The sequence below is a fragment of the Tepidamorphus sp. 3E244 genome (genome assembly GCF_046159835.1).
GTDB lineage: Bacteria > Pseudomonadota > Alphaproteobacteria > Rhizobiales > Tepidamorphaceae > JACKJK01.
In genome coordinates, this window is the sequence record NZ_JBJXCY010000001.1 from 534,872 (window position 1) to 560,544 (window position 25,673).

A 25,673-nucleotide genomic window follows, 5' to 3' on the forward strand; every position below is an offset into this window, starting at 1 on the left:
TCTGGTGAAGTCGCCCGCGAGATTCAATTCGGCGGGAAGGGCAGGCAATGACGAAACTGGCGCGGCGCGGCTGGGTGCCGGACAATTGCGAGGACGTGGTCCAGGCCTATGCCACGCAGACCGCGAGCGCGACCAGCCGGGCCATTGGCGCGCGGCTGGAAGAGCTTGCCGCTGACAACCGCCGCATCCACGAGCAGCGCTGCTTCAACCTCAACCCGGCCACCAACACCATGAACCCGCGCGCCGAGGCGATGCTCTCGGCGGGCATGGGCTCGCGCCCCTCGCTCGGCTATCCCGGCGACAAGTACGAGATGGGGCTGGAGGCGATCGAGGAAATCGAGGTCATCGCCGCCGAACTCTGCGCCGAGGTCTTCGGCGCGCAATATGCCGAAGTGCGCGTCTTCTCCGGTGCGATGTGCAACCTCTACGCCTTCATGGCGATCTGTTCGCCCGGTGACGCGATCATCGCGCCGTCGGCCTCCATCGGCGGTCACGTCACCCACCATCTGGCAGGCTGCGCCGGGCTCTACGGGCTGGACATCCACCACGCACCGGTCAACGCCGACGGCTACACGGTCGATCTCGAGGGCTTGCGCGATCTGGCTCGCAAGGTCTCGCCCAAGCTCATCACCATCGGCGGCAGCCTCAACCTGTTTGCGCACCCCGTTGCCGACATTCGCGCGATTGCCGACGAGGTCGGCGCGCGGGTGCTGTTCGATGCCGCCCACCAGTGCGGGATCATTGCCGGGCGCGCCTGGCCCAATCCGCTGGCCGAGGGTGCCGACCTCATTACTATGAGCACCTACAAGAGCCTTGGCGGGCCGGCTGGTGGGCTGATCGTCACCAGTGACGCGGGCCTTGCCGAGAAGCTGGACGCCATCGCCTTTCCCGGCATGACCGCGAATTTCGATGCGGGTCGTGTCGCGGCACTGGCCATCACCATGCTGGACTGGCGCGAGCACGGCGAGGCCTATGCCACGCGGATGCTGGACCTTGCGTCATCTCTGGCAAAGGCGATGGAAGACGCCGGCCTGCCGGTCTTCACGACATCGCGCGGGGCCACGTCCTCGCACCAGTTCGCGGTGGATGCCGTCCGGTTCGGCGGCGGGCAGGCGGCCTCCAAGACCTTGCGCAAGGCGGGCTTCCTCGCCTGCGGCATCGGCCTGCCGCTGGCCCCCGTCGAGGGGGACATGAACGGGTTGCGCATCGGCACGCCGGAACTGGCCCGCTGGGGCATGGAAGTGGGCGACATGCCGCGCCTTGCCGATCTTGTGATGCGGGCATTGAAAGCGAACGATCCCGGCGGACTGGCCGAGGAGGTCGCAGACTGGCGCGCGACATTCGACAGGCTGCATTTCGTGATGGACGAAGCCTGAGGTGGCGCAAAGCCCGCTCCGCGACATCGAATCCGCACTTCGCCAAAGCGGGCTGATCCTGCGTGGCGGCTTCGATATTGGGGAGAGCGAGCGTGACCTGTTTCCCGAAGCACCGGGCGGGCAACGACCCCGCGCGATTGCGCTGATCGGGGCAGCGGGCGGCAGCTTCTGGAATGCCTTCAGCGCGTGGATGGCCGCCGATCCGGCGCGCCCGGCATTCGCTGACCCGTTGGATGCCTGGACCCGCGAAATCGTGACGCCACTGGCTGATGCGTCCGGCGCGCGGGCGATCTACCCGTTCGAACCGCCGTGGCAGCCGTTCCAGCGCTGGGCGCAGGCGGCTGAACCTGTGCATCCGTCGCCCGTCGGCATCTTCATTCACCCGGACTACGGCCTGTGGCACGCCTACCGCGCGGCGCTGGTCTACGCGATGCCGCTTGGATTTGCCGCGCCTGATCCGCAACCATCGCCTTGCGAGACGTGCGCGGACAAGCCATGCCTGAGCGGCTGCCCCGCCGGCGCGTTTTCGGCCGATGGATATGATCTGGCGACCTGCGCGGGCCATCTCGCGGCGCCGGAAAGCCGTGACTGCCATCTCGTCGGTTGCCGCGCGCGCGATGCCTGCCCGGTTGGACGGGACTACCGCTACGGCGAGGTGCAGCGGCGCTTCCACATGGCAGCCTTCATCCGCGCCCGCGGCGTCGAGCCGGTGGCAGGAGGCTAGGCAGGTGGTCAGCTCCGGCGGCGCCGCGCGCGCCGCGCTTTGCCGGCTGCTTCCGCACCCTCGTTGGGCGGTGCCTGCAATGGCCCGATTTCGCTGATGACGGCATCCTGCGTCGGGCGATCACCTGCGGTGTGGCTGTCGAGCGCCTCGCGCATGGCCTTGAGGTGTTCGACCGCCGTGCCGCAGCAGCCGCCGACAATCCGCGCACCGGAATCGATCGCCATGTGGGCATAGCGCGCCATCAGGTCCGGCGTGCCGGTATATTCCACCTTGTCGCCCTTCACCTGAGGAATGCCGCAATTGGCCTTGGCGACGATCATCGGCGCGATGCCGCTCTTCGCCGCTTCCATGGACAGCACGCTGACCAGCAGGTCGGACGCGCCGACGCCGCAATTCGCGCCGATGGCAATCGGCTTGCGCTCGAAGGAGTTTGCGAGTTCCACCAGCCCTTCCGGCTTGATCCCCATCATCGTGCGGCCCGCCGTGTCGAAGCTTGCGGTGAAGACGTAGGGCATGTCGTGGGCAATCGCCGCGGTGACGGCGGCGCGGATTTCCTCCGCAGCCGACATGGTCTCGATCCACACCACGTCGATGCCGCCGGCCTTCAGGCCGTCGATCTGCTCCTTGAAGACCTCGACCGCCTGCTCCTCGGTGAGAGGGCCAAGCGGCGCGAACAGGTCGCCCGTTGGGCCGACGGAGCCGGCGACGACAATCGGGCGGTCCACGGCTTCGGCTTCCACGCGGGCGAGTTCGGCGCCCTTCTTGTTCAGCGTGTAAACCTGGTCCTGCATGTTGTGCAGCATCAGGCGGCGCGCGTTGCAGCCGAAGGTGTTGGTCAGGATGATGTCGGACCCGGCCTCGACGAAGCGGCGATGCAGCTCGCGAATGCGGTCGGGATGTTCTTCCAGCCACATCTCCGGTGCGTCGCCGGAGGTCAGTCCCATCTCGAAGAGATTGGTGCCTGTCGCGCCGTCGGCGAGCAGCACGCCCTTGTCTTCCAGCAGTTGTGCGAGGTCGGCCATGTCACGTTCTCCTGCGCCCGCGTCGTGCGCGAGGCTGGGTGATGGAACAAGTTTGCCAGCCCGGTCAATCCCCGCCGTGACGCGCTGCCGCCAGAGCGTCGCATTCGCGGCACACGCTGTCGTCTCAAAGACAACGAACCGGCGGCGCTGGTTCATCATTTGGCGAGATCAGCAACGCTTTCCCGCATGAGACTGGGCCGATGGCGCAACGCATCGTTCTTTACTGGCGCGATATCCCCGCGCAGGTGATCGTCCGAAAGGGGCGCACCAATGCCAAGCGCGAGCTGCCCGAACGCTTCGGCGTGGCGATCGACGCCTGTGCCATGCGCGTCGGCGCAAAGGACTCCGACGCCTATCTCGCCGAGTGGCGCAAGGGCGACGCGGAAGAGGTTGGCGACGATCTGGAAGCCGAGGCGCAGTCCGCGCACGACGCACTGGATGCCGAGTACGACCGCGAAACCATCAAGCGGCTCGTCGCCGCCGACGGTTGGAACCGCTGACATGGCCGCCAAGACAACACAGACCGCCTACGAGCCGGCGGGCGTCTCGCGCGTTCGCCGCGCCCGCTCCGCCTACACGATCCGCCTGTGGTCGGTGCGCAATTCGCGCCTGCTGGAGTGGTTCTACTCCCGCTTCGCCGATGCACTTCTCGGCCTGCATTGGTTCTGGAAGGCGGTTGGCTACAAGCGCGCCGAACCGCCGGTGAAGGCCATCGAGCGCGTCTCCAAGAAGTTCCTGTTCGATTGCCGCATGTGCGGCCAGTGCGCGCTGTCGTCGACCGGCATGTCCTGTCCGATGAATTGCCCCAAGGGCCTGCGCAACGGGCCCTGCGGCGGCGTGCGTGCCAACGGCCACTGCGAGGTCGAGCCGGACATGCCCTGCGTCTGGGTGCAGGCGTGGGAGGGTTCGCGGCGCATGAAGGGCGGCGATGCCATCTTCGACGTGCAGAAGCCCGTCGACAATGCGCTGTGGAACACCTCGTCCTGGTTGCGCGTCACCGCCCAGAAGGCTGCCGAACGCGAAAAGGCGGAGGACGTGGCATGAGCGCAGGTCTCAACCCCGATGATGTGATCCCGGGCAACCCGGAAGCACCGCTGCCGGACCTGCCGGGCCATTCCTCGCGCGGGCGGTTGGAGCGCATCCTGCGGCGCGGCGAGTTTGCCGTGACCGCCGAACTGAACCCGCCCGATTCCGCCGACCCGGAAGAGGTCTACGAGCGCGCCCAGATCTTCGAGGGCTGGGTCGACGGCCTCAACGCGACGGACGGGTCCGGTGCCAACTGCCACATGTCGTCGGTCGGCATCTGCGCGCTGCTGACGCGCATGGGCTACGCGCCGATCATGCAGATTTCCTGCCGGGACCGGAACCGCATCGCCATCCAGGGAGACGTGCTGGGCGCATCCGCCATGGGCGTTGCCAACATCCTGTGCCTGACCGGTGACGGCGTGCAGGCCGGCGATCAGCCGGGCGCGAAGCCTGTCTTCGACTTCGACTGCATGTCGCTTCTGGAAACGATCCGCACCATGCGCGATGAGGCGAAATTCCTCTCCGGCCGCAAGCTGACGGTGCCGCCGCGTGTCTTTCTGGGCGGGGCCATCAACCCCTTCGCGCCGCCTTATGAGTTCCGTCCCTACCGGCTGATGAAGAAGATCGCCGCGGGTGCGCAGTTCGTCCAGAGTCAGTATTGTTTCGACGTTCCGATGCTGAAGTCCTATCTAGACAAGGTGCGGGACCTCGGCCTCGACGAGAAATGCTTCATCCTCGTCGGCGTCGGCCCGCTGGCGTCGGCCCGCACCGCGCGCTGGATCCGCACCAACGTTCCCGGCATCCACATTCCGGATTCGATCATCGAGCGGCTGGAAGGCGCGCAGGACCAGAAGAAGGAAGGTGCCAACATCTGCATCGAGATCATGCAGGAGGTTAAGGAGATGGCGGGTGTCTCCGGCGTGCATGTCATGGCATACCGGCAGGAAGAACACGTCGCCGAGATCGTCGAGCGGTCCGGCGTGCTGAAAGACCGCCGTCCGTGGCGCAAGGAAGTGCGCCCCTCCGACGCCATGGTCGCCGAGCGCCTCGTGGAAATCCTCGACGAGGCAGACGCGCTGCCGGATTCGCTGGAACAGTTTTCAGAAAGCGCGGGGATCTGAGCCCGCTACCAAACCGAAATGCTTCGGATAGGAACTATCCGGTTCCCGTTCTTGAACCTTCACCCAGTCACCCAAAGAGACGGATCACATGACCCGCACCATCGTCGCCTCCGCCACCCGGGAAATCGTCATCGGCTTCGACCAGCCGTTCTGCGTCATTGGCGAACGCATCAACCCCACCGGCCGCAAGAAGCTCGCCGCCGAGATGGTGGAAGGCAATTTCGACACCGTGAAGAAGGACGCGCTGGAGCAGGTCGCGGCCGGCGCCACGATGCTCGACGTGAACGCGGGCGTCACCGCCGTCGACCCCAACACCACCGAGCCGCCGCTTCTCGTGCAGACGCTGGAGATCGTGCAGGAACTCGTCGATGTTCCGCTGTCGATCGATTCCTCCGTCACTGCGGCAATCGAGGCTGGGCTCAAGGTCGCCAAGGGCCGCCCGCTGGTGAACTCGGTCACCGGCGAAGAGGAAAAGCTCGAGGCCATCCTCCCGCTCATCAAGAAGTACAACGTGCCGGTCGTCGCCATCTCCAACGACGAGACCGGTATCTCCGAGGACCCCGACGTACGGTTCGAAGTCGCCAAGAAGATCGTGCAGCACGCCGCCGACTACGGCATCCCAGCCCACGACATCGTGGTCGATCCGCTCGTCATGCCGATTGGCGCCATGGGCACCGCCGGCAAGCAGGTCTTCGCGCTGCTGCGCCGCCTGCGCGACGAGTTGAAGGTCAACACCACCTGCGGCCTGTCCAACATCTCGTTTGGTTTGCCGCATCGCCACGGCATCAATGCCGGCTTCATCCCGATGGTGATCGGTGCGGGCATGACCAGCGCCATCATGAACCCCTGCCGCCCGCAGGAAATGGAGATGGTGCGCGCCGCCAACGTGCTGAACGGCACCGACCCGAACTGCATGACGTGGATCAAGACATACAAGGACCACACGCCGAGCGCAGGCGGCACGGCAACCGCCGCGCCGGTTGAAGCCGGGGCAAGCGGTGGCCGCCGTCGTGGCGGACGCGACGCGAGACGGGCGCGGGGTTGATCAAGCGAATGGCACCCCGCAAAAAGTCGCGTCTATCCAAGGATATGCAGAGCGTCGCGACGCTCGCACCGTTGGTCTTCTCCGCCCGTGTCATGGAGGCGGCGACCGGCAATGATGCGCGCGGGGCGGCCTTCGACCTCGCGCGCTACGGAGCGGAGAAGATGACGAGCTTCTGGTTGTCGGGTGCTGCCATGCAGCTGGAAACCATGAACCAGTGGCAGCGCATGTGGTTCGATGCGGCGTCGGGCAAGACGTCCGACCCCGTGCGCAGCGCCCAGGACATCGCCGCCGCCGGCATCGCCCCCATCCGAAAGCAGGTCCGCAAGAACAACACGGCCATCAACCGGCGAAAGAAGAAGCGTTGAGCCAAGACCACCTCGTCCTCTTCATGCCGTCGGGAAAGCGCGGGCGCTTTGCACCCGGCACCCCGGTGCTCGAGGCCGCGCGCTCGCTCGGCGTCTATATCGAGAGCGTTTGCGGGGGCAGGGGCATCTGCGGGCGCTGCCAGGTGGAGCAGCAGACCGGCGAGTTCGCCAAGCACGGCATCACCTCGAAGGCCGAGAACCTCAGCGGCATCAACGAGGTCGAGCAGCGCTATGCCGACAAGCGCACGCTGCCTGCCGAACGCCGCCTCTCCTGCCAGGCGAAGGTCGAGGGCGATCTCGTCATCGACGTGCCGCAGGACGTCCAGGTCAACCGGCAGGTGGTGCGCAAGCGCGCCGAGACGCGCACCATCGAGCGCAATCCGGCGACGCAGCTCTGCTTCGTCGAGGTCGAGCAACCGGACATGGAAAAGCCGCTCGGCGATCTCGATCACGTGTTCCAGGCACTGCAGGCCGAATGGGGATTTGAAAACCTGCGCGCCGACTTCCACGTGCTGGCGCAAGTGCAGGAGGTGCTGCGCGAGGGCAACTGGCAGGTGACTTGTGCTGTCCACGACGATGGCACCGGACCGCAGGTCGTCGCGATCTGGCCCGGACTGCACAACGAGGGTTACGGCCTCGCAGTCGACATCGGCTCCACCACCATCGCGGCACATCTCGTGTCGCTGCTGTCAGGCCGAGTGGTGGCATCGTCGGGCACCAGCAACCCGCAGATCCGCTTTGGCGAAGACCTGATGAGCCGCGTCTCCTACGTGATGATGAACCCAGACGGGCGCGAGGCCATGACCAAGGCCGTGCGCGAGGCCATCAATACGCTGATCGGGCGGCTGGCATCGGAAGGCGGCATCGACCGCAGCGACATTCTCGAAGGTGTCTTCGTCGGCAACCCGGTGATGCACCACCTGTTCATGGGCATCAATCCGGTGGAACTTGGCGGCGCACCCTTCGCGCTGGCCGTTTCCGGCGCGCAGCACTGCACCGCCAACGACCTGAACCTGACGATGAACCGAGGCGCGCGCGTCTACGTGCTGCCCTGCATCGCGGGCCATGTGGGCGCGGATGCAGCTGCCGTCGCGCTGTCGGAAGCACCGCAGAAATCGCCCGAGATGACGCTTGTCGTCGATGTCGGCACCAATGCCGAAATCGTGCTCGGCAACAAGGAGCGCGTGGTGGCGGCCAGTTCGCCCACGGGGCCGGCCTTCGAGGGCGCGGAGATTTCCTGCGGCCAGCGCGCAGCCCCCGGTGCCATCGAGCGCGTGCGCATCGATCCGGAAACGCTGGAGCCGCGGATTCGCGTCATCGGTTGCGACAAGTGGTCGAACGAGGACGGCTTTGCGGAGGAAGTCGAGTCAGTCGGCGTCACCGGCGTCTGCGGCTCGGGCATCATCGAGGTCATCGCCGAGATGTTCCTCGCTGGCATCATCTCCGAGGACGGCGTCATCGACGGCTCGCTGGCGGAGCGATCCTCGCGCATCGTCGCGGAGGGGCGCACCTTCTCCTACCTGCTCTGGGACGAACGTGTCGCGCTGAAGATCACTCAAAACGATGTGCGCGCCATCCAGCTTGCCAAGGCCGCGCTCTATGCGGGCGTCCGCCTGCTGATGGACAAGCTCGGCATCGAGCAGGTCGACCGCATCCGCCTTGCCGGTGCCTTCGGCAGCTTCATCGATCCGAAATACGCGATGGTGCTGGGTCTGATCCCCGACTGTGATCTGGAGAAGGTCGCAGCCGTCGGCAACGCCGCCGGCACCGGTGCGCGCATGGCGCTGCTGAACGTCGACCACCGCCGCGAGGTGGAGGCGCTGGTGCGCAACATTGAGAAGATTGAGACGGCGCTGGAGAAGAAGTTCCAGGAGCACTTCGTCAACGCCATGGCCCTGCCCAACAAGACCGAAGGCTTCCCGAACCTTGCCAGGTCAGTGCAGCTTCCTGCCCGCAAGGCGCTGGGTGGTGGTGATGGCGCGGACGGCGAGGGCCGCCGCCGCAGGCGCGGTGGCCGCGCGCGGGGCTAGCGAGCGTCGCCCGGCGAGGACGTCTCCCCATCTCCTGACGGCTGAGGATCGGGCACGATCAGCACGCCGAACCGCCCCAGGATGGAACCGTACATCATGTAAAGGCCCGTGGTCGCACGATCCTTCACGTGGGGATCCTGATCCATGCGGAGGTAAGGTGTCAGTAGAAGCGTGACCATCCAGGGGAAGGCCCCCAAAAACCAGAATACGAGCACGAAGACAACGAACAATGGCAGTGCCAGTATCAGCAGTGGCCTGAAGAAAATCGATCCGAGGCCAAGTCAGGGCAGCGCAGAAAAGCCAGCCCGAAATCCTCATGATCTGCCTGTGCCGGCTCTCCGTCACGAGATACTCGCAATCCTCCTAGCGCGGGGCCATGCCCCGGATGCGTTCGGAACGACGCCGCAGCAGTTCGACCGTCGTCAGCAAGGCAATCGAGATCGCCACGAGGATCGTCGCCACGGCGAGGATCGTCGGCGAAATCTGCTCGCGGATGCCCGACCACATCTGGCGCGGGATGGTGCGCTGCTCGACATCGGCGAGGAACAGCACCGTCACGATTTCATCGAGCGAGGTGACGAAGGCAAACAGCGCACCCGAGATCATGCCCGGAAGGATCAGCGGCATGATGATCTGGCGGAACGTGGTCCACCCGTCGGCACCGAGGCTCTGCGCGGCACGGATCAGGCTGCGGTCGAAGCCCACCAGCGTCGCCGTCACCGTGATGATGACGAAGGGAATGCCGAGCGTGGCATGGGCCAGGATGATGCCGAGATAGGTCTTCGCAAGGCCGATGTCGGAGTAGAAGAAGAACATGCCCGTCGCGGTGATGACGAGCGGAACGATCATCGGCGAGATCAGCAGGCTGGTGATCGCCGAGCGGAACGGCATTTCCGGGCGCGACAGGCCGAGCGCTGCCAGCGTGCCGAGCGCGGTGGCGATGATCGTCGCGCAGATCGCCACGAAGAACGAGTTGCGCATGGCACGAATCCATTGCGCGTTGTTCCACATGTCCGCCCACCAGCTGCCGTCCATCTGCGCGTCCGGCGCGGCCATGCCGTTGCGCACGATGTCGGCGTACCAGCGGCCCGAGAAGGCATCCGGGTCGAACGACAGCATGCCGTCGGTGAAGGTGAAGTACGGTTCCGCGTTGAACGACAGCGGCACGATGATGAGGATCGGCGCGATCAGGAACAGGAAGATGCAGAAGCAGATGAACAGGTAGGTGTAGTGCCATATCCGTTCCAGCGGGGAGGCGTATTCGGGCAGTTTCATGGTCTGTGCCTCCTCAACCGAACTTCAGGTTGTCGACGCCGATCAGGCGATTGTAGAGCCAGTAGAGCACCAGCACGCTGGCGAGCAGGATGCCGCCGAGTGCTGCCGCAAGGCTCCAGTTGAGCGAGCTCTGCATGTGGAAGGCGATGAGGTTGGAGATCATCTGGCCGTCCTGCCCGCCAACGAGGGCCGGCGTGATGTAGAAGCCGATGGACAGGATGAAGACAAGCAGCGTGCCCGCCGCGATCCCCGGCACCGTCTGCGGGAAATAGACCCGGCGGAAGGCGGTGAAGCTGTTGGCGCCAAGCGAGCGGGCAGCGCGCATCAGGCTCGGCGGGATGGTCTTCATCACCGAGTAGAGCGGCAGGATCATGAACGGCAGCAGGATGTGCGTCATGGCGATGATGGTGCCGGTCTGGTTGTAGATCAGCTGCGCGCGGTTTTCGTCGGCAACCAGCCCCACCGTGACAAGAATGTCGTTGACCACGCCCTCGCTCTGCAGCATCGCGATCCACGCCGTCGTGCGCACCAGCAGCGATGTCCAGAATGGCAGCAGCACGAGGATCATCAGCAGGTTGGAGGTGCGAAGCGGCAGCACCGAGAGCAAATAGGAAACCGGGAACGCCAGCAGGAAGCACAGGAAGGTGATGAGCATCGACATCCAGAACGTGCGCATGAACAGCTTCACGTAGATCTGCTGGTAGTCGGCCTCCATCACGATCTCCCCCTCGGCATTGTAGCGTCGGTCGAGTGCGGACAGGTAGAACGCCGCCGTGTAGTCGTTGGAGACGCGCTTCAGGATCGCCCACAGTTCCGGGTTGTCCCAGTCCTTGTCGAGTTCGATCAGCTGTTCCTTGTAGGGCGGACCTTCGATCCGGTTGACCTTGCGCGCCGAAGACGTGAACAGGCTGCGGGAGCCGGGCAGATCATAGTTCACCCGGGTCGCGGCCTGGCCGATCGTGCGGTCCTCGCGCGCCTGCTTCAGGTCGGCGACCGCAATCGCGAAAATCTCTTCGCCCGGCACGCCTTCGCCGTCCCAGTCCTTCAGGGCTTCGGCGAGGTTGGGCAGGACCTTGGACACGGCCGGGTTGTGCAGGCTGCGATAGAGCATCTGCCCGATCGGAAATACGAAACCGATCAGCAGGAAGGCCACCAGCGGCGCAGTCAGCAGCAGCGCGCGGATCTTGGCCCGACGGGTCGTCTGGGCCAGCTTCTTCTTGAGTGGCGTGCCATCGGCCGCAATCAGCGGTCCGGTCATTGCGCCATCGGCGGTGAGGTCACTCATCCCGCACTGATCCCCCGATAGTGGTCCCCGTGAATGGGAGAGGCGCGAGGCCCGCGCCTCTCCCGGTGTTGTCGATGGTCAGGCGCTTACTGCGCCAGCCATGCGTTGAAGCGCTCGTTGAGCTGGTCCTGGTTGTCGGCCCAGAACTCGAAGTTGTTCTGCAGCGCGGTCTTCAGGTTCTCCGGAGCGGTGGGCATCTGCGGACCCATGTCGATCTTGCCGTCTTCGTACTTGCCGACGAGCGGGGCGGACGACTGACGGGCGGGGCCGTAGGCAATCCACTTGGCCTGGTCGGCAAGGCGCTGGGTGTCGGTCGAGAACTTCAGGAACTCGAGCGCAGCGTCCTTGTTGGGTGCACCCTTCGGGATGGCCCACAGGTCGATGTCCCAGATCTGGCCGTCCCAGACGATTTCGAACGGCTTGCTCTCGGCTGCGACCGCGTTGAAGATACGGCCGTTATAGGCGGTCGTCATGACCACTTCGCCGTCCGCCAGAAGCTGCGGCGGCTGGGCGCCGGCTTCCCACCACACAACGTCATTCTTGATGGTGTCGAGCTTGGCGAAGGCGCGTTCGATGCCTTCCGGCGTCTCGAGCATGGCATAGACATCACCCGGCGCAACGCCGTCGGCGATCAGGGCCATTTCGAGGTTGGCCTTGGGCGTCTTGCGCAGGCCGCGCTTGCCCGGGAAGCCTTCGAGGTCGAAGAAGTCGGCGAGCGTCGTCGGCTTGTTGTCGAGCTTGGTGGAGTCGTAGGCGTAGATGGTCGACCACACGATGGTCGCCACGGCGCATTCCACGATCGTGCCGGGAAGGAAGTCTTCCTCGGCCGGCGTGCCGTCGGGAGCCGGCGGCAGGATCGAGGCGTCGATGGGCTCGAAGATGCCTTCGTCGCAGCCGCGCACGGCGTCGGAAAGCTCGACGTCGATGAGGTCCCAGGTGACGTTGTCGGCTTCAACCTGCGCCTTCACCTCGGCGATGCCGCCGTTGTAGTCCTCGGACACGACATTGATGCCGGTCTTTGCGGTGAACGGCTTGTGGTAGGCCTCGACCTGGCTCTTCGTGTATGCACCGCCCCAAGAGACGACGGTGATGGAGTCCTGAGCCATCGCGGACGTGCCGAGCGTGGCAGCGACCGCAGCAGCGATGACTGTTTTCAATCCGGTTTTCATAGGTTCTTCTCTCCTCTGGTTGCGTTTCGTTGAGGCGCTGCCTCGGGCAGAAGTCCGCTCGAAACGCGGGGTCTTTCATGTGTCCGAAGCCGGACACGGCTTGCACGCCACCGCGTGCGTTGCCTCCTGATCGCTTGCCGCTCGAGTTCGCCGCGCGGCCGACGATTCCTGCTGGACGCCTCAGGCGTCCGCGCCGGGCGCATCCAGCGCGCGGCAGTCCTCGGCGCTCCAGCCCACGGTCACGTTGGTGCCGGGGTTTAGCGATGGGTGAGCGGCCGAGTTGGGTATCTTCACGATGAAGTCGTTGTGGCCGGCCACCTTCAGTCGCGTGCGGATGTGGTCGCCAAGATAGATGACCTCTTCCACGGTGCCGTCGAACGTGTTGTTGAACTTGCCGCCCTTCGGGTTGACGACGACGCGTTCCGGCCGCAGCGAGAGTGTGGTGGCCTCGCCCTTCTTGCCCTTGATGTTGATCGGCAGGGCATTGACCATTTCGCCCGTAGGCAGCTTCACGGTCACGGAGTCCGTACCGGTCTCCGTCACGTTGCCCGACAGCTTGTTGTTCTCGCCGATGAAGGCGGCGACGAACGCGTTGTCGGGCTTTTCATACAGCACCGCCGGCGGGGCCAGTTGCTGGATGATGCCGTCGTTGAAGACCGCGATGCGGTCGGACATCGTCAGCGCCTCGGACTGGTCGTGCGTCACGTAGACGACCGTGACGCCGAGGCTCTCGTGGATGTGCTTGATCTCGTACTGCATCTGCTCGCGCAGGTTCTTGTCGAGTGCGCCGAGCGGTTCGTCCATCAGCACCAGATCGGGATCGAAGACGAGGGCGCGGGCAACTGCCACGCGCTGCTGCTGGCCGCCCGAAAGCTGTGCCGGCATTCTGGCGCCGAAGGCACCGAGCTCGACCATGTCGAGCGCCCGCTTCACCTTCGCTTCCGTGTCCGCCTTGCTCATGCCGCGCACTTCCAGCGGGAAGGCGAGGTTTTCGGCGACCGTCATGTGCGGAAAGAGCGCGTAATTCTGAAACACCATGCCGATGCCCCGCTTGTGCGGCGGCACGTTGTTGATCGGCTTGCCCCCCAGCAGGATGTCGCCGTGGGTGGCGGTCTCGAAGCCCGCCAGCATCATCAGCGTTGTGGTCTTGCCGGAACCGGACGGTCCGAGCAGGGTGAGGAACTCACCACGCTGGATCGACAGGTTGAGATTTTTCACGACGAGCGTTTCGCCGTCGTAGCTCTTTTGAACATTGACGAATTCGACGAAGGCTTGGGACGTCCCAGACCCGTTTTCGCTCATCAACTATCCCCTCTCGGCGCGCAGGCGCGCACCGCCATATATCTCGGACGGTTCTCGGCCTTTCGGCTCGAACCGCGTGTCAAATCCTGACGGGGGCGGTGCGCATTTTGCGCGTGCCGTTCCGTCTGCTGTTCCCCGGGGCTTTCTGCCACCCTGTCTCTGGTCGCGGTCGTTACCGGTTGCCCGGCTCGACCGTCGCAGTGTCCGGCTTTGTTGCCGGCTGCACATTCCATGAGCGTACCCAATTCATGTGCAAGTGCAAGGCTATCGGGAGAAATCCGCCTCAAGTGTAAGTCACCCGACATTCGTTGGAACATATCCGACACGTTGATTTGCCTCACCCGCGACCTTCGTCGAACGCCCGGTGCAATGCGGCGATCCGGGTGTGGCGGGCGCTGTCGCATTCACGTCGCGTCGCGCCGCGGTTTTGTCGCAATCGGACCTAAAGGCCCGTGAAACCGGGTCCTATAGTCGGCGCAAACCGGACAGTCTGGAGTGGGACCCATGTCGAAATTTCCCGAAAAGGCGAATGTCATCATTGTCGGCCTCGGCGGTATCGTCGGGGCATCCGTCGCCCATCACCTGATCGAGCGCGGCTGGGACAACATCGTCGGCATCGACAAGTCGGCGATCCCGACCGACATCGGCTCCACGTCGCACGCATCCGACTTCTGCTACGCGACGAGCCACGATTTCCTGTCCTGCTGGACGACGATGTATTCCATCGACTTCTTCGAAAAGCGTGGTCGGTACGCCAAGGTCGGCGGACTTGAGGTCGCGCGCGTCGGCGACGATGCCCGCATGGACGAGATCAAGCGCAAGGTCGCATCCGGCAAGGCCTTCGGCACGCGCGCGGAACTCGTCGATCCGGCCTTCATCAAGGAGAAGTTCCCGCTCATCGAGCAGGACATGGTGCAGGGTGGGTTGTGGGACCCGGACGCGGGCCTCGTCGCGCCGCGCTCCCAGACGGTTGCCGGTGAACTGGTGGATGAAGCGGTCGCCAGCGGCAAACTTCAGGCCTTCGGCAACACGCCGGCTCAGGATCTCGTCATCGAGAACGGCCGCATCACCGGTGTCGTCACTCATCGCGGCACGATCCACGCCGACAAGGTTATCGTCTGCGCCGGCCTGTGGGGCCGCCTCATTTCGGAGATGGCGGGCGAAGACCTACCCGTTATGCCGGTCGACCACCCGCTGACCTTCTTCGGCCCCTATACCGAGTTCGAGGGCACCGGCAAGGACATCGGCTACGCGCTGCTGCGCGACCAGGGCAACTCCGCCTACATGCGCGACACCGGCGACCCGAAAACGCCCGAAGGCGGACAGATCGAGTGGGGCTACTACGAGGAGACCAACCCGCGCCTGTGCCACTCACGCGACATCCTCGAAAAGGAGGAGGCGCGCCTGTCTCCCTCTCAGCGCGACCTCGACATGGAGCAGATCATCGAGCCGCTTGAGCGCGCGATGGAGCTGACCCCGATCCTCGCCGAACTCGGCTACCGCGAGAGCCATTCCTTCAACGGCCTGCTGCAGGTCACCACCGACGGCGGCCCCTCCATCGGGCCGAGCCAGAAGGTGAAGGGTCTGTGGTACGCGGTCGCCATCTGGGTGAAGGACGCGCCCGGCATGGCGAAGCTGCTGGTCGACTGGATGACCGATGGCCGCACGGAGATTGACCATCACGCCATCGACTACGCCCGCTTCTACCCGCACCAGATGACCGAGGACTTCATCCACGACCGCTGCACCGAGACGGCGATGAAGATCTACAACCCGGCCGTTCATCCGCGCGAACCCTTCTCCAAGGGTCGCGACATCCGCCGCTCGCCGTTCTGGGAGCGCGAGAAGGAACTCGGCGGCTACTTCATGGAGCTTGGCGGCTGGGAGCGCGCCCACGGCTATGCCGCCAACGAGCACCTGCTGGAGAAGTACGGCAACCAGGTTCCCGAGCGCGCCAACGAATGGGACAGCCGCCACTTCTGGCGTGTCTCCAACGCCGAGCATCTGGAGATGACCGCCAATTGCGGCATCGTGAACCTGTCGCACTTCGCCATGTATGACGTCGAAGGCCCCGACCATGTCGCGCTGATAGAATATGTCTGCGCTGCCAAGATCGGCGGCGACAACATGGTGGGGAAGGGCATCTACACCCACTTCCTCGATGACGCCGGCATGGTGCGCGCCGACCTGACGGTCTTCCGCATGGCCGAGCGTTGCCGTGTCGTCGACGGTGCCGATGCCGGGCCGCGCGACTTCGACTACCTGCGCCGCACGGCGGACGAGAAGGGCTTCGACGTCACCGTGACCGACGTCACCGAGAAGTTCACCACCATCGGCATCTGGGGCCCCAATGCCCGCGAGACGCTGAAGAAGGTGGTGGAAGACCCCGCCGGCCTCGACCCGGAGAACTTCCCCTTCGCTGCGATCAAGCCGATCCGCATCGCGGGCAAGGACGTCAGCGCCTTCCGCATCTCCTATGTCGGCGAGCAGGGCTGGGAACTTCACATGAAGTACGAGGACGGCCTCGCCGTCTGGGATGCCTTGCGCGAAACCGGTGTCATGGCATTCGGCGTCGAGACCTATGCCAACTCCCGCCGTCTGGAAAAGTCGCTGCGCCTGCAGAACGCCGACCTGCTGACGGAGTACAACCTGTATGAAGCCGACCTCTCGCGGCCCAAGGTCAAGGAGGCCGACTTCCGCGGCAAGGCGAAGCACCAAGAATATCGCGAGCGCGAGCACCAGCCCGCCATGCTCTGCACGCTGGTGATGACCGACAACACGGACGCAAGTGGCGTCGCGCGCTATCCCGTCGGCATCATGCCGGTGCAGGACCCGGCAACCGGCAAGACGCTGGTCGATGAAATGGGCCGGCTCTCCTACACCACGTCCATCGCCTACGGCCCGACCATCGGCAAGAACATCGCCCTGGCCTACCTGCCGTGGAGCCATTGCAAGAAGGGTAACAAGCTTCAGGTCGAGTATTTCGGCGAGACCTTCCCCGTGGAAGTTGCAGCCGTCGGCTATGAGCCGCTCTACGATCCGGAGAACCTCAAGCCGCGTACCTGAGGCACGCTCAGGGACGCTTAGAGGTCATCCACCCCCGGCCGGGAAACCGGCCGGGGTTCTTGTTTCTGGTGCAGGCACCATGCGCAGCCGGGCATGCGGGATTTTTGCCGCCACGCACTGCCCAACAAACCCTCTGGCGCGGAAAAGGCCATTTCGTTAGTTTGGCGCACGCCGCCCCGGTTCGCGATGACGGCGCGATGACGGTTGCTGCTCGCTGGAGTACTCGTATTGGCGCACCGCAATTTCCAGTTCTTCCTGTTGCCGGAATTCACCATGTTGGCGGTCACCGGCGCCATAGACCTGCTTCGCATCGCCAATCGCGCCACCGGCGTGGACATGTATTCCTGGACGCTTGTCTCGCGCGACGGCGCGCCGGTGCAGGCTTCTTCCGGCATCAGCATCGCCGCCGACCGTGACCTGAAATCCGTCCAGCGCGACCTGATGAACGGCGAACAGCCCGACATCGCCTTTGTGTGCGGGGGTTTGCGCGTCGAGAACCACTGCTTCTCCGAACTCAAGGACTGGCTGCGCGGAGTCGCCCGTCGCGGGCGCGGCGTCGGCGGACTGTGCACGGGAGCGTGGGTGCTGGGTGCGGCGGGCCTGCTGGACGGCAAGCGCTGCTCCATCCACTGGGAAAACATCCCCGGCTTCTCGGAATGGTTCCCGGAGGCCGAGGTCGCGCCGCTGCTGTGCGAGGTGGACGGCAACGTCTACACCTCCGCCGGCGGAACGGCCTCGCTCGACCTGTTCCTCCACATCATCGAGCAGGACTTCGACGAGGAAACCGTCACCCGCGTCTGCGAGATGAGCCTCGTCGACCGGATGCGCGATATTCACGACCGCCAGCGCCTGCCACTCGGCGCGCGCGTCGGGCACCACGACAGCAAGCTGCTGAGCGTGGTCCAGCTGATGGAATCCAACCTCGCCGAACCTATCGCGCTGGAGGATATTTCCCACCGCGTCGGTTTGTCGCGACGTCACGTCGAGCGGCTTTTCCGGCTGTATCTGGGGCGCTCTCCGGCGCGATACTACCTTGAAATCCGGCTCGATCGCGCCCGCCACCTGCTGCGGCAGACGAGCCTGCCCGTCATCGAGATCGCCATTGCTTGCGGCTTCGTTTCCGCCTCGCACTTTTCAAAGTGCTACCGCGAGACGTATGGATGCTCGCCGCAGTCGGAACGGGCACGTCCCAAGCTCGGCGCATCCAAGAGCGCCCGCATGGCAGCTTCCTGAGCCACCGGACGAATTGATCGGAGCCAGACCATGTTGAAGCCGGGCGGGCAGGCAGCCGCAATCTACGAACGCTATCGCCGCGCGATTCTCGGCACGCTGATCGCGCTGCTGGCGGTCGGGCTGATCTTCGTCGGACCGGTCTATCCGGGGACGGATGACTTCCACGAGAACCTCGAAATCCTCGGCCTGACCCTGATCGTGACCGCGATTCTCGGGCGCATGTGGTGCACGCTCTATATCGGCGGGTCCAAGAACTCATCGCTGGTCACCGATGGGCCCTACAGCCTGAGCCGCAACCCGCTCTACGTGTTCTCGACCATCGGCGCTGCGGGCATTGGCGCGCAGATGGGTTCTGTCACGATGATGATCGGCGCTGCCGTTCTCTGCTACGTCGCCTTCATGTTGCTGATCCGCGTCGAGGAAGACCGGCTGTCCGAGGCGTTCGGCGAGACGTTTCAGCACTATATCCGCAGCACGCCGCGCTTCTTCCCGAAGTTCAGCGGCTACCGCGAACGCGAAACGGTGACCTTCAAGCCGCATTTGCTGCGCGCAACGCTTTTCGACGGGCTGGTGTTCTTCATCGCGCTTCCCGTCTTCGAGGTGCTGGAAGCCGCGCAGGATTCCGGGTTCATCCCGGTCCTGCTGCGCGTCTGGTAATCGTTAAGAAATTCCCCGTTTTTCGCCCCTGAAAATTTATTTTCGCCGTGGCGCTTTTGCCCCTTGCGTCAGGGTGCGAATTGCATCATTTACAGCGCGCCCAAAGTCGCACGTGCCCATCGGCGTCGGCACAAGGCGGGTCAGCCCCGCCGCTTCGTCCAGACCATCGGTTCGAAGCAAGACGTCCTCAAGCAACGACGGTGCGGGCTTTTTTGGTCTCTGCCGGCTGTTCCACCAGCCGGGGTCACTGAAGAGGCACACCATCCTTGCCTGGCAGTGCGGCGCGGCTCTCCGCTCCAATCCAAAGGCGCTCATACCGCTGACCTGCATGTCGCAGGCAGCGTCTTGAACCTGTTCTCGTGCGCATGCACGGGCAGGGACGGCGCGTCCACACCCGTCTCTGGCCGTTCTCGCGCAATCGGGAACATGCCCCCGCCGCAAAGCCGGTGGGCCAAGAACGATTGGAGACGGAACGATGGCGACGCAGCGTGTCATGGACTTCTTCGCAACCCGACGTCCCGAGGGCCCATGCCTGGTGGTCGACCTCGATGTCGTGCGCGAGAATTATTCGACCTACCGTCGGGCCCTGCCGGATTCGGCGATCTTCTATGCGGTGAAGGCCAACCCTGCGCCGGAAATCCTGCGCCTGCTGGCCGACATGGGTTCGAGCTTCGATACCGCGTCCGTGGTGGAGATCGAAATGGCACTGGATGCCGGCGCCACCCCCGACCGCATCTCCTACGGCAACACCATCAAGAAGGAGCGCGACATCGCGCGCGCCTACGAGCTGGGCGTTCGCCTGTTCGCGGTCGATGCCTTCGAGGAAGTCGAGAAGGTTGCCCGCGCAGCCCCCGGCGCGCGCGTCTTCTGCCGTGTGCTGACCGACGGCGAAGGCGCCGAATGGCCGCTGTCGCGCAAGTTCGGCTGCGCCCCGAAGATGGCCATCGACGTGCTGCAATACGCCCACTCGCTCGGCCTCGTCGCCACCGGCGTCTCCTTCCACGTCGGCTCCCAGATGACCGACACCAACGCATGGGACGCAGCGCTTGCCGATGCTTCCATGGTCTTCAAGGCCCTGGAATCGCGCGGCATTGTGCTGACGCTCGTCAACATGGGCGGCGGCTTCCCGACCCGTTACCTGAAGGACGTTCCGGCGGCTCAGGCCTACGGCGAATCCATCCACCGCGCGCTCGGCCGCCACTTCGGCAACCGTCTGCCCGCGACCATCATCGAGCCGGGTCGCGGCATGGTCGGCAACGCCGGCACCATCAAGGCCGAAGTCGTGCTCGTCTCCCGCAAGTCGGAAGACGACAACGTGCGCTGGGTCTATCTCGACATCGGCAAGTTCGGCGGCCTCGCCGAGACCATGGACGAGGCCATCCGCTACCCCTTCGTCACCCCGCGTGATGGCGAAGAAGCCGGCCCCTGCGTCGTCGCAGGCCCGACCTGCGACAGCGCCGACGTGCTCTACGAGAAGAAGCCCTACAACCTGCCGCTCTCGCTGACGGTCGGTGACGAGATCTTCATCGAGGCGACCGGCGCCTACACCACGACCTACGCTGCCGTGGCCTTCAACGGCTTCCCGCCCCTGAAGGCCTACGTCATCTAGTCATGGACACGTGGATCAAACCCGACCTGCCGCCCGTGAGGGTGACGATCGGTGCCGAATGCGCTGGCGATTTGCCAGCGCGCGAAGCCCTGCTCGATTCAGCCTTCGGTCCCGGCCGGTTCCGCAAGTCCAGCGAGAAGCTGCGGCGTGGCCGCTTTCCGGCCGAAGGCCTCGCCTTTACCGCCCGCGATGGTGATCGGGTGGTCGGCACCGTGCGGCTGTGGAACATCGCCGCCGGCACCGCAGGTGAAGCGCTGCTGCTCGGCCCGCTGGCGACCGACCCGTCGCTTCAGGGTCAGGGCATCGGCGGGCGGCTTATGGCCTATGCGATTTCCGAGGCAGCCCGCCTTGGCCACCGCGCCATCCTGCTGGTGGGCGATGCGCCCTACTACAACCGCTTCGGTTTCGAGCGGCGCTTCGCTCAGGGACTCTCCATGCCGGGTCCGCTCGAAGCCGACCGCTTCCTTGGCCTGGAACTGGTCGCAGGCAGCCTCGATGGCGCATCAGGCATGCTGCGCCCCACGGGCCGTCACGCCGCCATCGCACAGCGCAAGGCCGCTTGAGCCACACGCAATACGATAGATACCGGCGGCAAGCTGCCGCCGGTTCCTGCCTTCCGAATTTCACCGAAAACTTCGACGAACGTGACAGCGCCGCACGCGACATCGCGCGCGCTCGCGCGCAACTCACCGACCGGATTTTGGATTGATGGTCGGAGTGGCAGGATTCGAACCTGCGACCCCCTCGTCCCGAACGAGGTGCGCTACCAGACTGCGCCACACTCCGAAGTCTTTGCAAACACGGGCGCTGCGGCCCGGTGCGGACGGACTTATAACCACCACATGCGGTCGCCGCAAGGCATGTTTCCAAAGGAAACTCTGCGTGCTTCGCGCGGGCGCGGAACCCTTGCGGGGCCGCAGCCAAGCGGCTAGATACGTGGCCCGGCATTGGGGCGTCGCCAAGTGGTAAGGCACCGGTTTTTGGTATCGGCATTCGCAGGTTCGAATCCTGCCGCCCCAGCCAACCGCTCGGGCGAACAGGCGGCCTGATGTTTGGCCCGATATACCGGGCCTCGCTACCCTTTGCGTCTCAAAATCCCCGCGACGACCTTCGGCAGGGTCGACTTGCGGGCAAGTTTGGCCAATCACGTGACGTGAAGCGGTTTGCCGCTGCCGAACCGCAAAGGGAACCGTCACGTTCATGCCGACCTCGATCATCGCCCCGCTCTTCGTGCCCGCCAGCAGGCCGGACCGCTTCTCCAAGGCCGCTGCCTGCGGCACGGATGCCGTCATCCTCGATCTCGAAGATGCCGTCGGCCGCGAGGCCAAGGACACGGCGCGCGACGCGCTTGATCCAAGTTTCACCGACCTGCCGGTGATCGTGCGGGTGAACGCCGTCGGCACGCCGTGGCATGACGCCGACATCGCGGCGGTGCGCGACGCGGGATTTGCCGCCGTCATGCTGTCGAAGTCGGAAGACCCGGAAAGCGTTGCGAGCGTCGCTGAAGACGCAGCAATGCCTACCATTGCGCTGATCGAGACAGCTCTCGGACTTGCCAATGCCCGCGCCATTGCCGCGCTGAACGGGGTCACGCGGCTTGCCTTCGGCTCCATCGACTATTGCGCTGATCTCGGCTGCGCGCACGAGCGAAACATTCTCTTAGCAGCCCGCAGCGAGCTGGTGCTCGCCTCGCGCCTTGCCGGTATCGCCGCGCCCATCGACGGGGTGACGGCGCGGATCAACGATACCGACGAACTGGCCGCAGACACCGCCCACGCGCGCGACATCGGCATGACCGGTAAGCTGTGCATTCACCCGAAACAGATTGATGGCGTGAAGGCCGCCTTCATGCCCGGCGAGGGCGAGATCGAGTGGGCCAGACGGGTGCTGGCATCCGGTGACGGCGCGGCCTCCGTCAATGGCGAGATGGTCGATGAACCGGTGCGCATCCGCGCCCGCGCAATCCTCGCGCGCGCTGGCGCTGCGAACTAGGCAGCCCGACTTCAGGCCGCGACGATGGTCTCGAACAACCGCGTCTTGTCGGCCTCGCTGTCCGGCAGTCCCTCGAAGACAACCGCGCCGCGCTCGATCGCGTAGAAGCGCGACGTCACTTCCAGCGCGCGATGGACGTTCTGCTCGACCAGCAGGACCGACATGCCATCTGCCGACATCGCCTGGATGATCGAGACGATCTCGTCGACGATGAACGGCGCTAGCCCTTCGGTCGGCTCGTCGATCAGGACGAGCTTCGGCGCACCGACGAGCACGCGCGCAATCGCCAGCATCTGCTGTTCGCCGCCCGAAAGGGTGGTGCCCATCTGCTGGCGGCGCTCCCACAGCCGGGGGAAGCGCTCGTAGGCCTTCTCCAGCCGCTCGCGGCGCTCGGCAGCGCTGGCCGAAGGCGACTGGCGAAAGCCGAGCCGCATGTTCTCGTCGACGCTGAGGCCCGGAAAGATGCGCCGGTCCTCGGGAACGAGGCCGACGCCTGCATGACAGATCTTGTCCGTCTCCAGCCCCGAGATGGTTTCGCCCGCCAGTTCGATGCGGCCGGTATGAGGCTTGAGCCATCCGGCGATGGTCTTCAGCAGGGTCGTCTTGCCGACGCCGTTGCGCCCGAACAGAGAGACGACCTCGCCGGCCTCCACATGCAGGCTGATGCCGCGCAGGACATCGCCCAGCCCGTAGCGCGCGTGGACATTCTCGACGTTGAGGATGGTGTCAGGCATGACCGAGATAGGCCTCCTTGACCCGTGGATCGTTGCGTACCTCGTCCGGCGTGCCGTCGGCGATCTTGGCGCCCTGCGCCATGACGACGATCCGGTCCGACATGGACATGACGAGGCCGATATCGTGCTCCACCACCAGCACGGTGACGTCGCCGGCGAGCGAGCGGATGAGCTTTCCCACCGCCTGCGTGTCGCCATGCGACATGCCCTGGGTGGGTTCATCGAGCAGCAGCAGCTTCGGATGCGAGGCCATGGCGACGGCGATCTCCAGCCGGCGCTGATCGCCGTGGGAGAGATGCGCCACGTCGAGGTGGCGGGTGGGGCCGAGGTCGAAACGCTCGATCATGGTCTCGACCGCCCTGGCCGCTTCGCGGTTCGCGCGGACCGGGAAAAACCCTCGCAGCCGGCTTTCGTTGATCTGCGCGGCAAGGCGCAGGTTTTCTTCCACGCTCAGGTCGTTGAAGAGGTTCGTCGTCTGGAAGCAGCGCGCGAGGCCGGCGGCGGCCAACCGGTTGGGCGACCAGCGCGTGACGTCGCGCCCGGCGAGTTCGACGCGTCCGGTGGCCGGGCGCAGTGCGCCGCTGATGAGGTTGAAGAGCGTCGACTTGCCCGCACCGTTGGGACCGATCACCGACGTGATCGCGCCGGGCTGCACGTCGAAGCTGACATGGTCGACCGCCTTCAGGCCACCGAAGCTGATCGACAGGCCTTCCACCGCAAGGATCGGGGTCATGTCAGCGATCCTCCCTGCGCGGACGCTTCATCCACTGGGTCACCATGCCGAGAATGCCCTTGGGAAACGCGATGACGACGATGACGAAGAACACGCCGACGATGATGTGGTGATGCTCCGTGTAGCTGCTCAGCACCGAGCGCAGCATGGTCAGCAGGAAGCTGCCGAACAGCGCGCCGACGAGCGTGCCCATGCCGCCGATGATGACGGCGATAATGGCCCAGGCGGACGTCTGGAACGCCATCAGCTCGGGTGAGACGAAGCCGCGCAGCATGGGATAGAGCGCGCCGGAAAAGCCCGCCACCGCTGCCGCCATGACGTAGACCGCGAGCTTGTAGCGGAAGGTGTCGTAGCCGAGGAACCGCACCCGCGTCTCGTTGGCCTTTATCGCCGCCAGCACCCGCCCGTGCGGCAGGTCGACGACATAGGCGATTGCCGCGCACACAAGCGCGAAGGCTGCCAGCGTGAACAGGTAGAAGGCGAGGGGTTCGTCCGCGCCGAAGCTGTAGACGAGCAGGTCGATCTTGATGATCGGGATGCCGATGATGCCGTCGGACGCACCCAGCGCACGGGTGTTGTAGACTGACTTGGCGACCGCCTGCGCCAGCCCGAAGGTGATGAGCGCGAAGTAGACCCCGCGCGAGCGCACGGCGACCAGCCCGCCGATCAGCCCGGCGACGGCGCTGACGCCACTCGCTGCGAACGCCGCCAGCCAGAACGATGGCGCGACGTCCTTGAGGACGAGCGTCGAGACATAGGCCCCGATTCCGAAATAGAGCGCCTGTCCGAGCGTCAGCATGCCGGTGCGACCCAGCAGCAGGTCGACCGAAAGCGCCAGCCCGCCGAAGATCAGCGCTTCGGTGGCAAGCCGCAGGTAGAATTCGGCATCGCTCATCCACGCGAGCAGGCCGAAGGCCAGCGCCGCGACGAACAGGCCGATGGCGAGCAGCCGCGTGGCGGGAATGCCTTGGCGGCGTTCGGCTGGCGCAGCGGTGCCGGGTTCGGTTGAAAGATCAGCCATGACCGAACTTCCCGAACAGACCGGCCGGGCGCACCGCGAGGAAGATCACCATCAGTGTGAAGACGAACGGTTCCGTCCAGGCAGGCGATATCCAGACGCTGGAGACGGCCTGTATCTGTGTGATGAGAAGCCCTGCGAGGACTGCTCCCTTGATGGAGCCCAAGCCCCCGACGATGACGACCACGAAGGCCATGAAGATGAAGTCGCGGCCCATGGTGGGAAAGACCGAGTAGATCGGCGCGAGCAGGACGCCCGCAAGCCCGGCGAGCGCAACGCCGGTGCCGAAGGTGATCGCGTAGATGCGCTTCACCTTGATGCCCAGCGAGGAGGCCATGTCCGGGTCGTGGGCCGCGGCGCGCACCGTGGCGCCGAACTGCGTGCGGAACACGAACTGCCATACGGCGGCGATGATCAGCGTGCCGGCCACGATCAGGAACAGCCGGTAGTTGGGCACGATCACGCCGAGGATTTCGGTGACGCCGGAAATCGGCATCTCGATGCGCTGCGGGTTCGGGCCGAAGACGATCTTCAACAGGTCTTCCAGCACCATGCCGATGCCGAAGGTCAGCAGGAGCGTTCGCATGTGCCGCTCCTTGTCGTTGTAGACCCGCTGGATGAAGACGGTCTCCGTCAGCGCGCCGAGCGGAAACAGGAGCAGCGGCACGAGCAGCAGCAGCGCCCAGTACGAGACGCCGATGCCGGCAAGCGCCAGCCCGAGATAGGCCCCGATGGCGTAGAACTCGCCATGGGACATGTTGATGACGTCGAGCAGCCCGAAGATGATCGTCAGGCCGAGCGCCATCAGGATGACCGCGATGCCGATGGCAAGGCCGTTGACGACCTGCGGCGCGATCACGAACTGGATGAGATCGGTTAGCGGCATGCGGG

At 65.1% G+C, this 25,673-nt stretch carries 25 protein-coding genes and 2 tRNA genes; 16 read left to right on the top strand and 11 right to left on the bottom strand.

What is annotated here, in order from left to right:
• Nucleotides 1-47: 47 nt before the first annotated feature.
• Together glyA and ACKTEK_RS02535 are read left to right on the top strand one after the other, a co-directional pair.
• Entirely contained in the window at nucleotides 48-1,376 is a 1,329-nt protein-coding gene (gene glyA, locus ACKTEK_RS02530; protein WP_409163666.1) for a serine hydroxymethyltransferase, read from the top strand.
• A gap of 1 nt (nucleotide 1,377) precedes the next feature.
• Nucleotides 1,378-2,100 carry a ferredoxin gene (locus ACKTEK_RS02535; RefSeq protein WP_409163667.1) on the top strand — a complete coding sequence of 241 codons (723 nt, stop codon included), beginning with the start codon at nucleotides 1,378-1,380 and terminating at the stop codon, nucleotides 2,098-2,100.
• 8 nt (nucleotides 2,101-2,108) lie between these two features.
• On the opposite strand, the gene bmt is transcribed toward ACKTEK_RS02535, so the two are convergent.
• Nucleotides 2,109-3,122, bottom strand: coding sequence for a betaine--homocysteine S-methyltransferase (bmt, locus tag ACKTEK_RS02540; RefSeq protein ID WP_409163668.1), 1,014 nt, complete (start codon nucleotides 3,120-3,122; stop codon nucleotides 2,109-2,111).
• Between the two features lie 200 nt (nucleotides 3,123-3,322).
• On the opposite strand from bmt, the gene ACKTEK_RS02545 reads away from it, so the two are divergent.
• The 6 genes from ACKTEK_RS02545 (at nucleotide 3,323) to ACKTEK_RS02570 (ending at nucleotide 8,709) form a co-directional block, all read left to right on the top strand.
• On the top strand, nucleotides 3,323-3,622 hold the full coding sequence (locus ACKTEK_RS02545; protein ID WP_409163669.1) for a virulence factor: 300 nt from the start codon (nucleotides 3,323-3,325) through the stop codon (nucleotides 3,620-3,622).
• A 1-nt stretch (nucleotide 3,623) separates the two neighbouring features.
• Nucleotides 3,624-4,166, top strand: a complete 543-nt coding sequence (locus tag ACKTEK_RS02550; protein ID WP_409163670.1) for a methylenetetrahydrofolate reductase C-terminal domain-containing protein — start codon at nucleotides 3,624-3,626, stop codon at nucleotides 4,164-4,166.
• The gene (locus tag ACKTEK_RS02555) at nucleotides 4,163-5,269 is read left to right on the top strand and encodes a methylenetetrahydrofolate reductase (protein ID WP_409163671.1); all 1,107 of its coding nucleotides are present in this window, start codon (nucleotides 4,163-4,165) and stop codon (nucleotides 5,267-5,269) included. Before ACKTEK_RS02550 ends, ACKTEK_RS02555 begins: the two co-directional genes overlap by 4 nt.
• Before the next feature lie 88 nt (nucleotides 5,270-5,357).
• Nucleotides 5,358-6,314 (top strand): methyltetrahydrofolate cobalamin methyltransferase, encoded by a 957-nt coding sequence (locus ACKTEK_RS02560; protein ID WP_409163672.1) that lies wholly within the window; start codon nucleotides 5,358-5,360, stop codon nucleotides 6,312-6,314.
• An 8-nt stretch (nucleotides 6,315-6,322) separates the two neighbouring features.
• Nucleotides 6,323-6,679, top strand: coding sequence for a hypothetical protein (locus ACKTEK_RS02565; RefSeq protein WP_409163673.1), 357 nt, complete (start codon nucleotides 6,323-6,325; stop codon nucleotides 6,677-6,679).
• Between the two features lie 23 nt (nucleotides 6,680-6,702).
• A complete protein-coding gene (locus ACKTEK_RS02570) occupies nucleotides 6,703-8,709 on the top strand; it encodes an ASKHA domain-containing protein (protein ID WP_409164875.1) in 2,007 nt (668 codons plus the stop codon).
• Here the strand turns inward: ACKTEK_RS02570 and ACKTEK_RS02575 are convergent.
• The 5 genes from ACKTEK_RS02575 to ACKTEK_RS02595 all read right to left on the bottom strand — a co-directional run bounded on the left by ACKTEK_RS02575 (nucleotide 8,706) and on the right by ACKTEK_RS02595 (nucleotide 13,740).
• Nucleotides 8,706-8,855 carry a hypothetical protein gene (locus tag ACKTEK_RS02575; RefSeq protein ID WP_409163674.1) on the bottom strand — a complete coding sequence of 50 codons (150 nt, stop codon included), beginning with the start codon at nucleotides 8,853-8,855 and terminating at the stop codon, nucleotides 8,706-8,708. The genes ACKTEK_RS02570 and ACKTEK_RS02575 overlap by 4 nt on opposite strands.
• A gap of 217 nt (nucleotides 8,856-9,072) precedes the next feature.
• Nucleotides 9,073-9,984, bottom strand: a complete 912-nt coding sequence (locus ACKTEK_RS02580) for an ABC transporter permease (protein ID WP_409163675.1) — start codon at nucleotides 9,982-9,984, stop codon at nucleotides 9,073-9,075.
• A 13-nt stretch (nucleotides 9,985-9,997) separates the two neighbouring features.
• Nucleotides 9,998-11,269, bottom strand: coding sequence for an ABC transporter permease (locus ACKTEK_RS02585; RefSeq protein ID WP_409163676.1), 1,272 nt, complete (start codon nucleotides 11,267-11,269; stop codon nucleotides 9,998-10,000).
• An 86-nt stretch (nucleotides 11,270-11,355) separates the two neighbouring features.
• On the bottom strand, nucleotides 11,356-12,438 hold the full coding sequence (locus ACKTEK_RS02590; RefSeq protein WP_409163677.1) for a polyamine ABC transporter substrate-binding protein: 1,083 nt from the start codon (nucleotides 12,436-12,438) through the stop codon (nucleotides 11,356-11,358).
• Nucleotides 12,439-12,618: 180 nt separating this feature from the next.
• Nucleotides 12,619-13,740: an ABC transporter ATP-binding protein gene (locus ACKTEK_RS02595; RefSeq protein ID WP_409163678.1), complete on the bottom strand. Its 1,122-nt coding sequence runs from the start codon at nucleotides 13,738-13,740 to the stop codon at nucleotides 12,619-12,621.
• A 504-nt stretch (nucleotides 13,741-14,244) separates the two neighbouring features.
• Here ACKTEK_RS02595 and ACKTEK_RS02600 point away from each other — a divergent pair.
• The 6 genes from ACKTEK_RS02600 (at nucleotide 14,245) to ACKTEK_RS02625 (ending at nucleotide 21,014) form a co-directional block, all read left to right on the top strand.
• A complete protein-coding gene (locus tag ACKTEK_RS02600; protein ID WP_409163679.1) occupies nucleotides 14,245-16,806 on the top strand; it encodes an FAD-dependent oxidoreductase in 2,562 nt (853 codons plus the stop codon).
• A 273-nt stretch (nucleotides 16,807-17,079) separates the two neighbouring features.
• Complete coding sequence (locus ACKTEK_RS02605) at nucleotides 17,080-18,039, top strand: GlxA family transcriptional regulator (RefSeq protein WP_409164876.1); 960 nt, start codon at nucleotides 17,080-17,082, stop codon at nucleotides 18,037-18,039.
• Nucleotides 18,040-18,069: 30 nt separating this feature from the next.
• Nucleotides 18,070-18,696: a methyltransferase family protein gene (locus ACKTEK_RS02610; protein ID WP_409163680.1), complete on the top strand. Its 627-nt coding sequence runs from the start codon at nucleotides 18,070-18,072 to the stop codon at nucleotides 18,694-18,696.
• A gap of 475 nt (nucleotides 18,697-19,171) precedes the next feature.
• Nucleotides 19,172-20,305: a type III PLP-dependent enzyme gene (locus tag ACKTEK_RS02615; protein WP_409163681.1), complete on the top strand. Its 1,134-nt coding sequence runs from the start codon at nucleotides 19,172-19,174 to the stop codon at nucleotides 20,303-20,305.
• Between the two features lie 2 nt (nucleotides 20,306-20,307).
• Nucleotides 20,308-20,868, top strand: coding sequence for a GNAT family N-acetyltransferase (locus tag ACKTEK_RS02620; protein WP_409163682.1), 561 nt, complete (start codon nucleotides 20,308-20,310; stop codon nucleotides 20,866-20,868).
• On the top strand, nucleotides 20,865-21,014 hold the full coding sequence (locus ACKTEK_RS02625) for a hypothetical protein (protein ID WP_409163683.1): 150 nt from the start codon (nucleotides 20,865-20,867) through the stop codon (nucleotides 21,012-21,014). The genes ACKTEK_RS02620 and ACKTEK_RS02625 overlap by 4 nt, the downstream gene beginning before the upstream one ends.
• Here the strand turns inward: ACKTEK_RS02625 and ACKTEK_RS02630 are convergent.
• Nucleotides 21,015-21,091: transfer RNA gene (locus ACKTEK_RS02630), tRNA-Pro, on the bottom strand.
• A 162-nt stretch (nucleotides 21,092-21,253) separates the two neighbouring features.
• Between ACKTEK_RS02630 and ACKTEK_RS02635 the strand changes: the two genes are divergently transcribed.
• A tRNA-Gln gene (locus tag ACKTEK_RS02635) sits at nucleotides 21,254-21,328 on the top strand.
• 177 nt (nucleotides 21,329-21,505) lie between these two features.
• A complete protein-coding gene (locus tag ACKTEK_RS02640; protein ID WP_409163684.1) occupies nucleotides 21,506-22,297 on the top strand; it encodes an HpcH/HpaI aldolase/citrate lyase family protein in 792 nt (263 codons plus the stop codon).
• An 11-nt stretch (nucleotides 22,298-22,308) separates the two neighbouring features.
• On the opposite strand, the gene ACKTEK_RS02645 is transcribed toward ACKTEK_RS02640, so the two are convergent.
• Genes ACKTEK_RS02645 through ACKTEK_RS02660 form a run of 4 tightly spaced genes read right to left on the bottom strand, consistent with a single transcriptional unit; the run spans nucleotide 22,309 to nucleotide 25,668 of the window.
• Nucleotides 22,309-23,031 carry an ABC transporter ATP-binding protein gene (locus ACKTEK_RS02645; protein ID WP_409163685.1) on the bottom strand — a complete coding sequence of 241 codons (723 nt, stop codon included), beginning with the start codon at nucleotides 23,029-23,031 and terminating at the stop codon, nucleotides 22,309-22,311.
• Nucleotides 23,024-23,764, bottom strand: coding sequence for an ABC transporter ATP-binding protein (locus ACKTEK_RS02650; protein ID WP_409163686.1), 741 nt, complete (start codon nucleotides 23,762-23,764; stop codon nucleotides 23,024-23,026). The genes ACKTEK_RS02645 and ACKTEK_RS02650 overlap by 8 nt, the downstream gene beginning before the upstream one ends.
• A gap of 1 nt (nucleotide 23,765) precedes the next feature.
• Nucleotides 23,766-24,785, bottom strand: coding sequence for a branched-chain amino acid ABC transporter permease (locus ACKTEK_RS02655; protein WP_409163687.1), 1,020 nt, complete (start codon nucleotides 24,783-24,785; stop codon nucleotides 23,766-23,768).
• Nucleotides 24,778-25,668, bottom strand: coding sequence for a branched-chain amino acid ABC transporter permease (locus ACKTEK_RS02660; protein WP_409163688.1), 891 nt, complete (start codon nucleotides 25,666-25,668; stop codon nucleotides 24,778-24,780). The genes ACKTEK_RS02655 and ACKTEK_RS02660 overlap by 8 nt, the downstream gene beginning before the upstream one ends.
• Between the last annotated feature and the right edge of the window lie 5 nt (nucleotides 25,669-25,673).

Excerpts from the sequence above, each read along its gene's own strand:
- ACKTEK_RS02570 (WP_409164875.1), top strand. The coding sequence starts at position 6,703 with ATGCCGTCGGGAAAGCGCGGGCGCTTTGCACCCGGCACCCCGGTGCTC.
- ACKTEK_RS02605 (WP_409164876.1), top strand. The coding sequence starts at position 17,080 with ATGTTGGCGGTCACCGGCGCCATAGACCTGCTTCGCATCGCCAATCGC.
- ACKTEK_RS02640 (WP_409163684.1), top strand. The coding sequence starts at position 21,506 with ATGCCGACCTCGATCATCGCCCCGCTCTTCGTGCCCGCCAGCAGGCCG.
- ACKTEK_RS02590 (WP_409163677.1), bottom strand. The coding sequence starts at position 12,438 with ATGAAAACCGGATTGAAAACAGTCATCGCTGCTGCGGTCGCTGCCACG.
- ACKTEK_RS02600 (WP_409163679.1), top strand. The coding sequence starts at position 14,245 with ATGTCGAAATTTCCCGAAAAGGCGAATGTCATCATTGTCGGCCTCGGC.
- ACKTEK_RS02610 (WP_409163680.1), top strand. The coding sequence starts at position 18,070 with ATGTTGAAGCCGGGCGGGCAGGCAGCCGCAATCTACGAACGCTATCGC.
- ACKTEK_RS02550 (WP_409163670.1), top strand. The coding sequence starts at position 3,624 with ATGGCCGCCAAGACAACACAGACCGCCTACGAGCCGGCGGGCGTCTCG.
- ACKTEK_RS02585 (WP_409163676.1), bottom strand. The coding sequence starts at position 11,269 with ATGAGTGACCTCACCGCCGATGGCGCAATGACCGGACCGCTGATTGCG.
- bmt (WP_409163668.1), bottom strand. The coding sequence starts at position 3,122 with ATGGCCGACCTCGCACAACTGCTGGAAGACAAGGGCGTGCTGCTCGCC.
- ACKTEK_RS02595 (WP_409163678.1), bottom strand. The coding sequence starts at position 13,740 with ATGAGCGAAAACGGGTCTGGGACGTCCCAAGCCTTCGTCGAATTCGTC.
- ACKTEK_RS02660 (WP_409163688.1), bottom strand. The coding sequence starts at position 25,668 with ATGCCGCTAACCGATCTCATCCAGTTCGTGATCGCGCCGCAGGTCGTC.
- ACKTEK_RS02620 (WP_409163682.1), top strand. The coding sequence starts at position 20,308 with ATGGACACGTGGATCAAACCCGACCTGCCGCCCGTGAGGGTGACGATC.
- ACKTEK_RS02545 (WP_409163669.1), top strand. The coding sequence starts at position 3,323 with ATGGCGCAACGCATCGTTCTTTACTGGCGCGATATCCCCGCGCAGGTG.
- ACKTEK_RS02650 (WP_409163686.1), bottom strand. The coding sequence starts at position 23,764 with ATGACCCCGATCCTTGCGGTGGAAGGCCTGTCGATCAGCTTCGGTGGC.
- ACKTEK_RS02580 (WP_409163675.1), bottom strand. The coding sequence starts at position 9,984 with ATGAAACTGCCCGAATACGCCTCCCCGCTGGAACGGATATGGCACTAC.
- ACKTEK_RS02565 (WP_409163673.1), top strand. The coding sequence starts at position 6,323 with ATGGCACCCCGCAAAAAGTCGCGTCTATCCAAGGATATGCAGAGCGTC.
- ACKTEK_RS02575 (WP_409163674.1), bottom strand. The coding sequence starts at position 8,855 with ATGGATCAGGATCCCCACGTGAAGGATCGTGCGACCACGGGCCTTTAC.
- ACKTEK_RS02645 (WP_409163685.1), bottom strand. The coding sequence starts at position 23,031 with ATGCCTGACACCATCCTCAACGTCGAGAATGTCCACGCGCGCTACGGG.
- glyA (WP_409163666.1), top strand. The coding sequence starts at position 48 with ATGACGAAACTGGCGCGGCGCGGCTGGGTGCCGGACAATTGCGAGGAC.
- ACKTEK_RS02655 (WP_409163687.1), bottom strand. The coding sequence starts at position 24,785 with ATGGCTGATCTTTCAACCGAACCCGGCACCGCTGCGCCAGCCGAACGC.
- ACKTEK_RS02560 (WP_409163672.1), top strand. The coding sequence starts at position 5,358 with ATGACCCGCACCATCGTCGCCTCCGCCACCCGGGAAATCGTCATCGGC.
- ACKTEK_RS02615 (WP_409163681.1), top strand. The coding sequence starts at position 19,172 with ATGGCGACGCAGCGTGTCATGGACTTCTTCGCAACCCGACGTCCCGAG.
- ACKTEK_RS02555 (WP_409163671.1), top strand. The coding sequence starts at position 4,163 with ATGAGCGCAGGTCTCAACCCCGATGATGTGATCCCGGGCAACCCGGAA.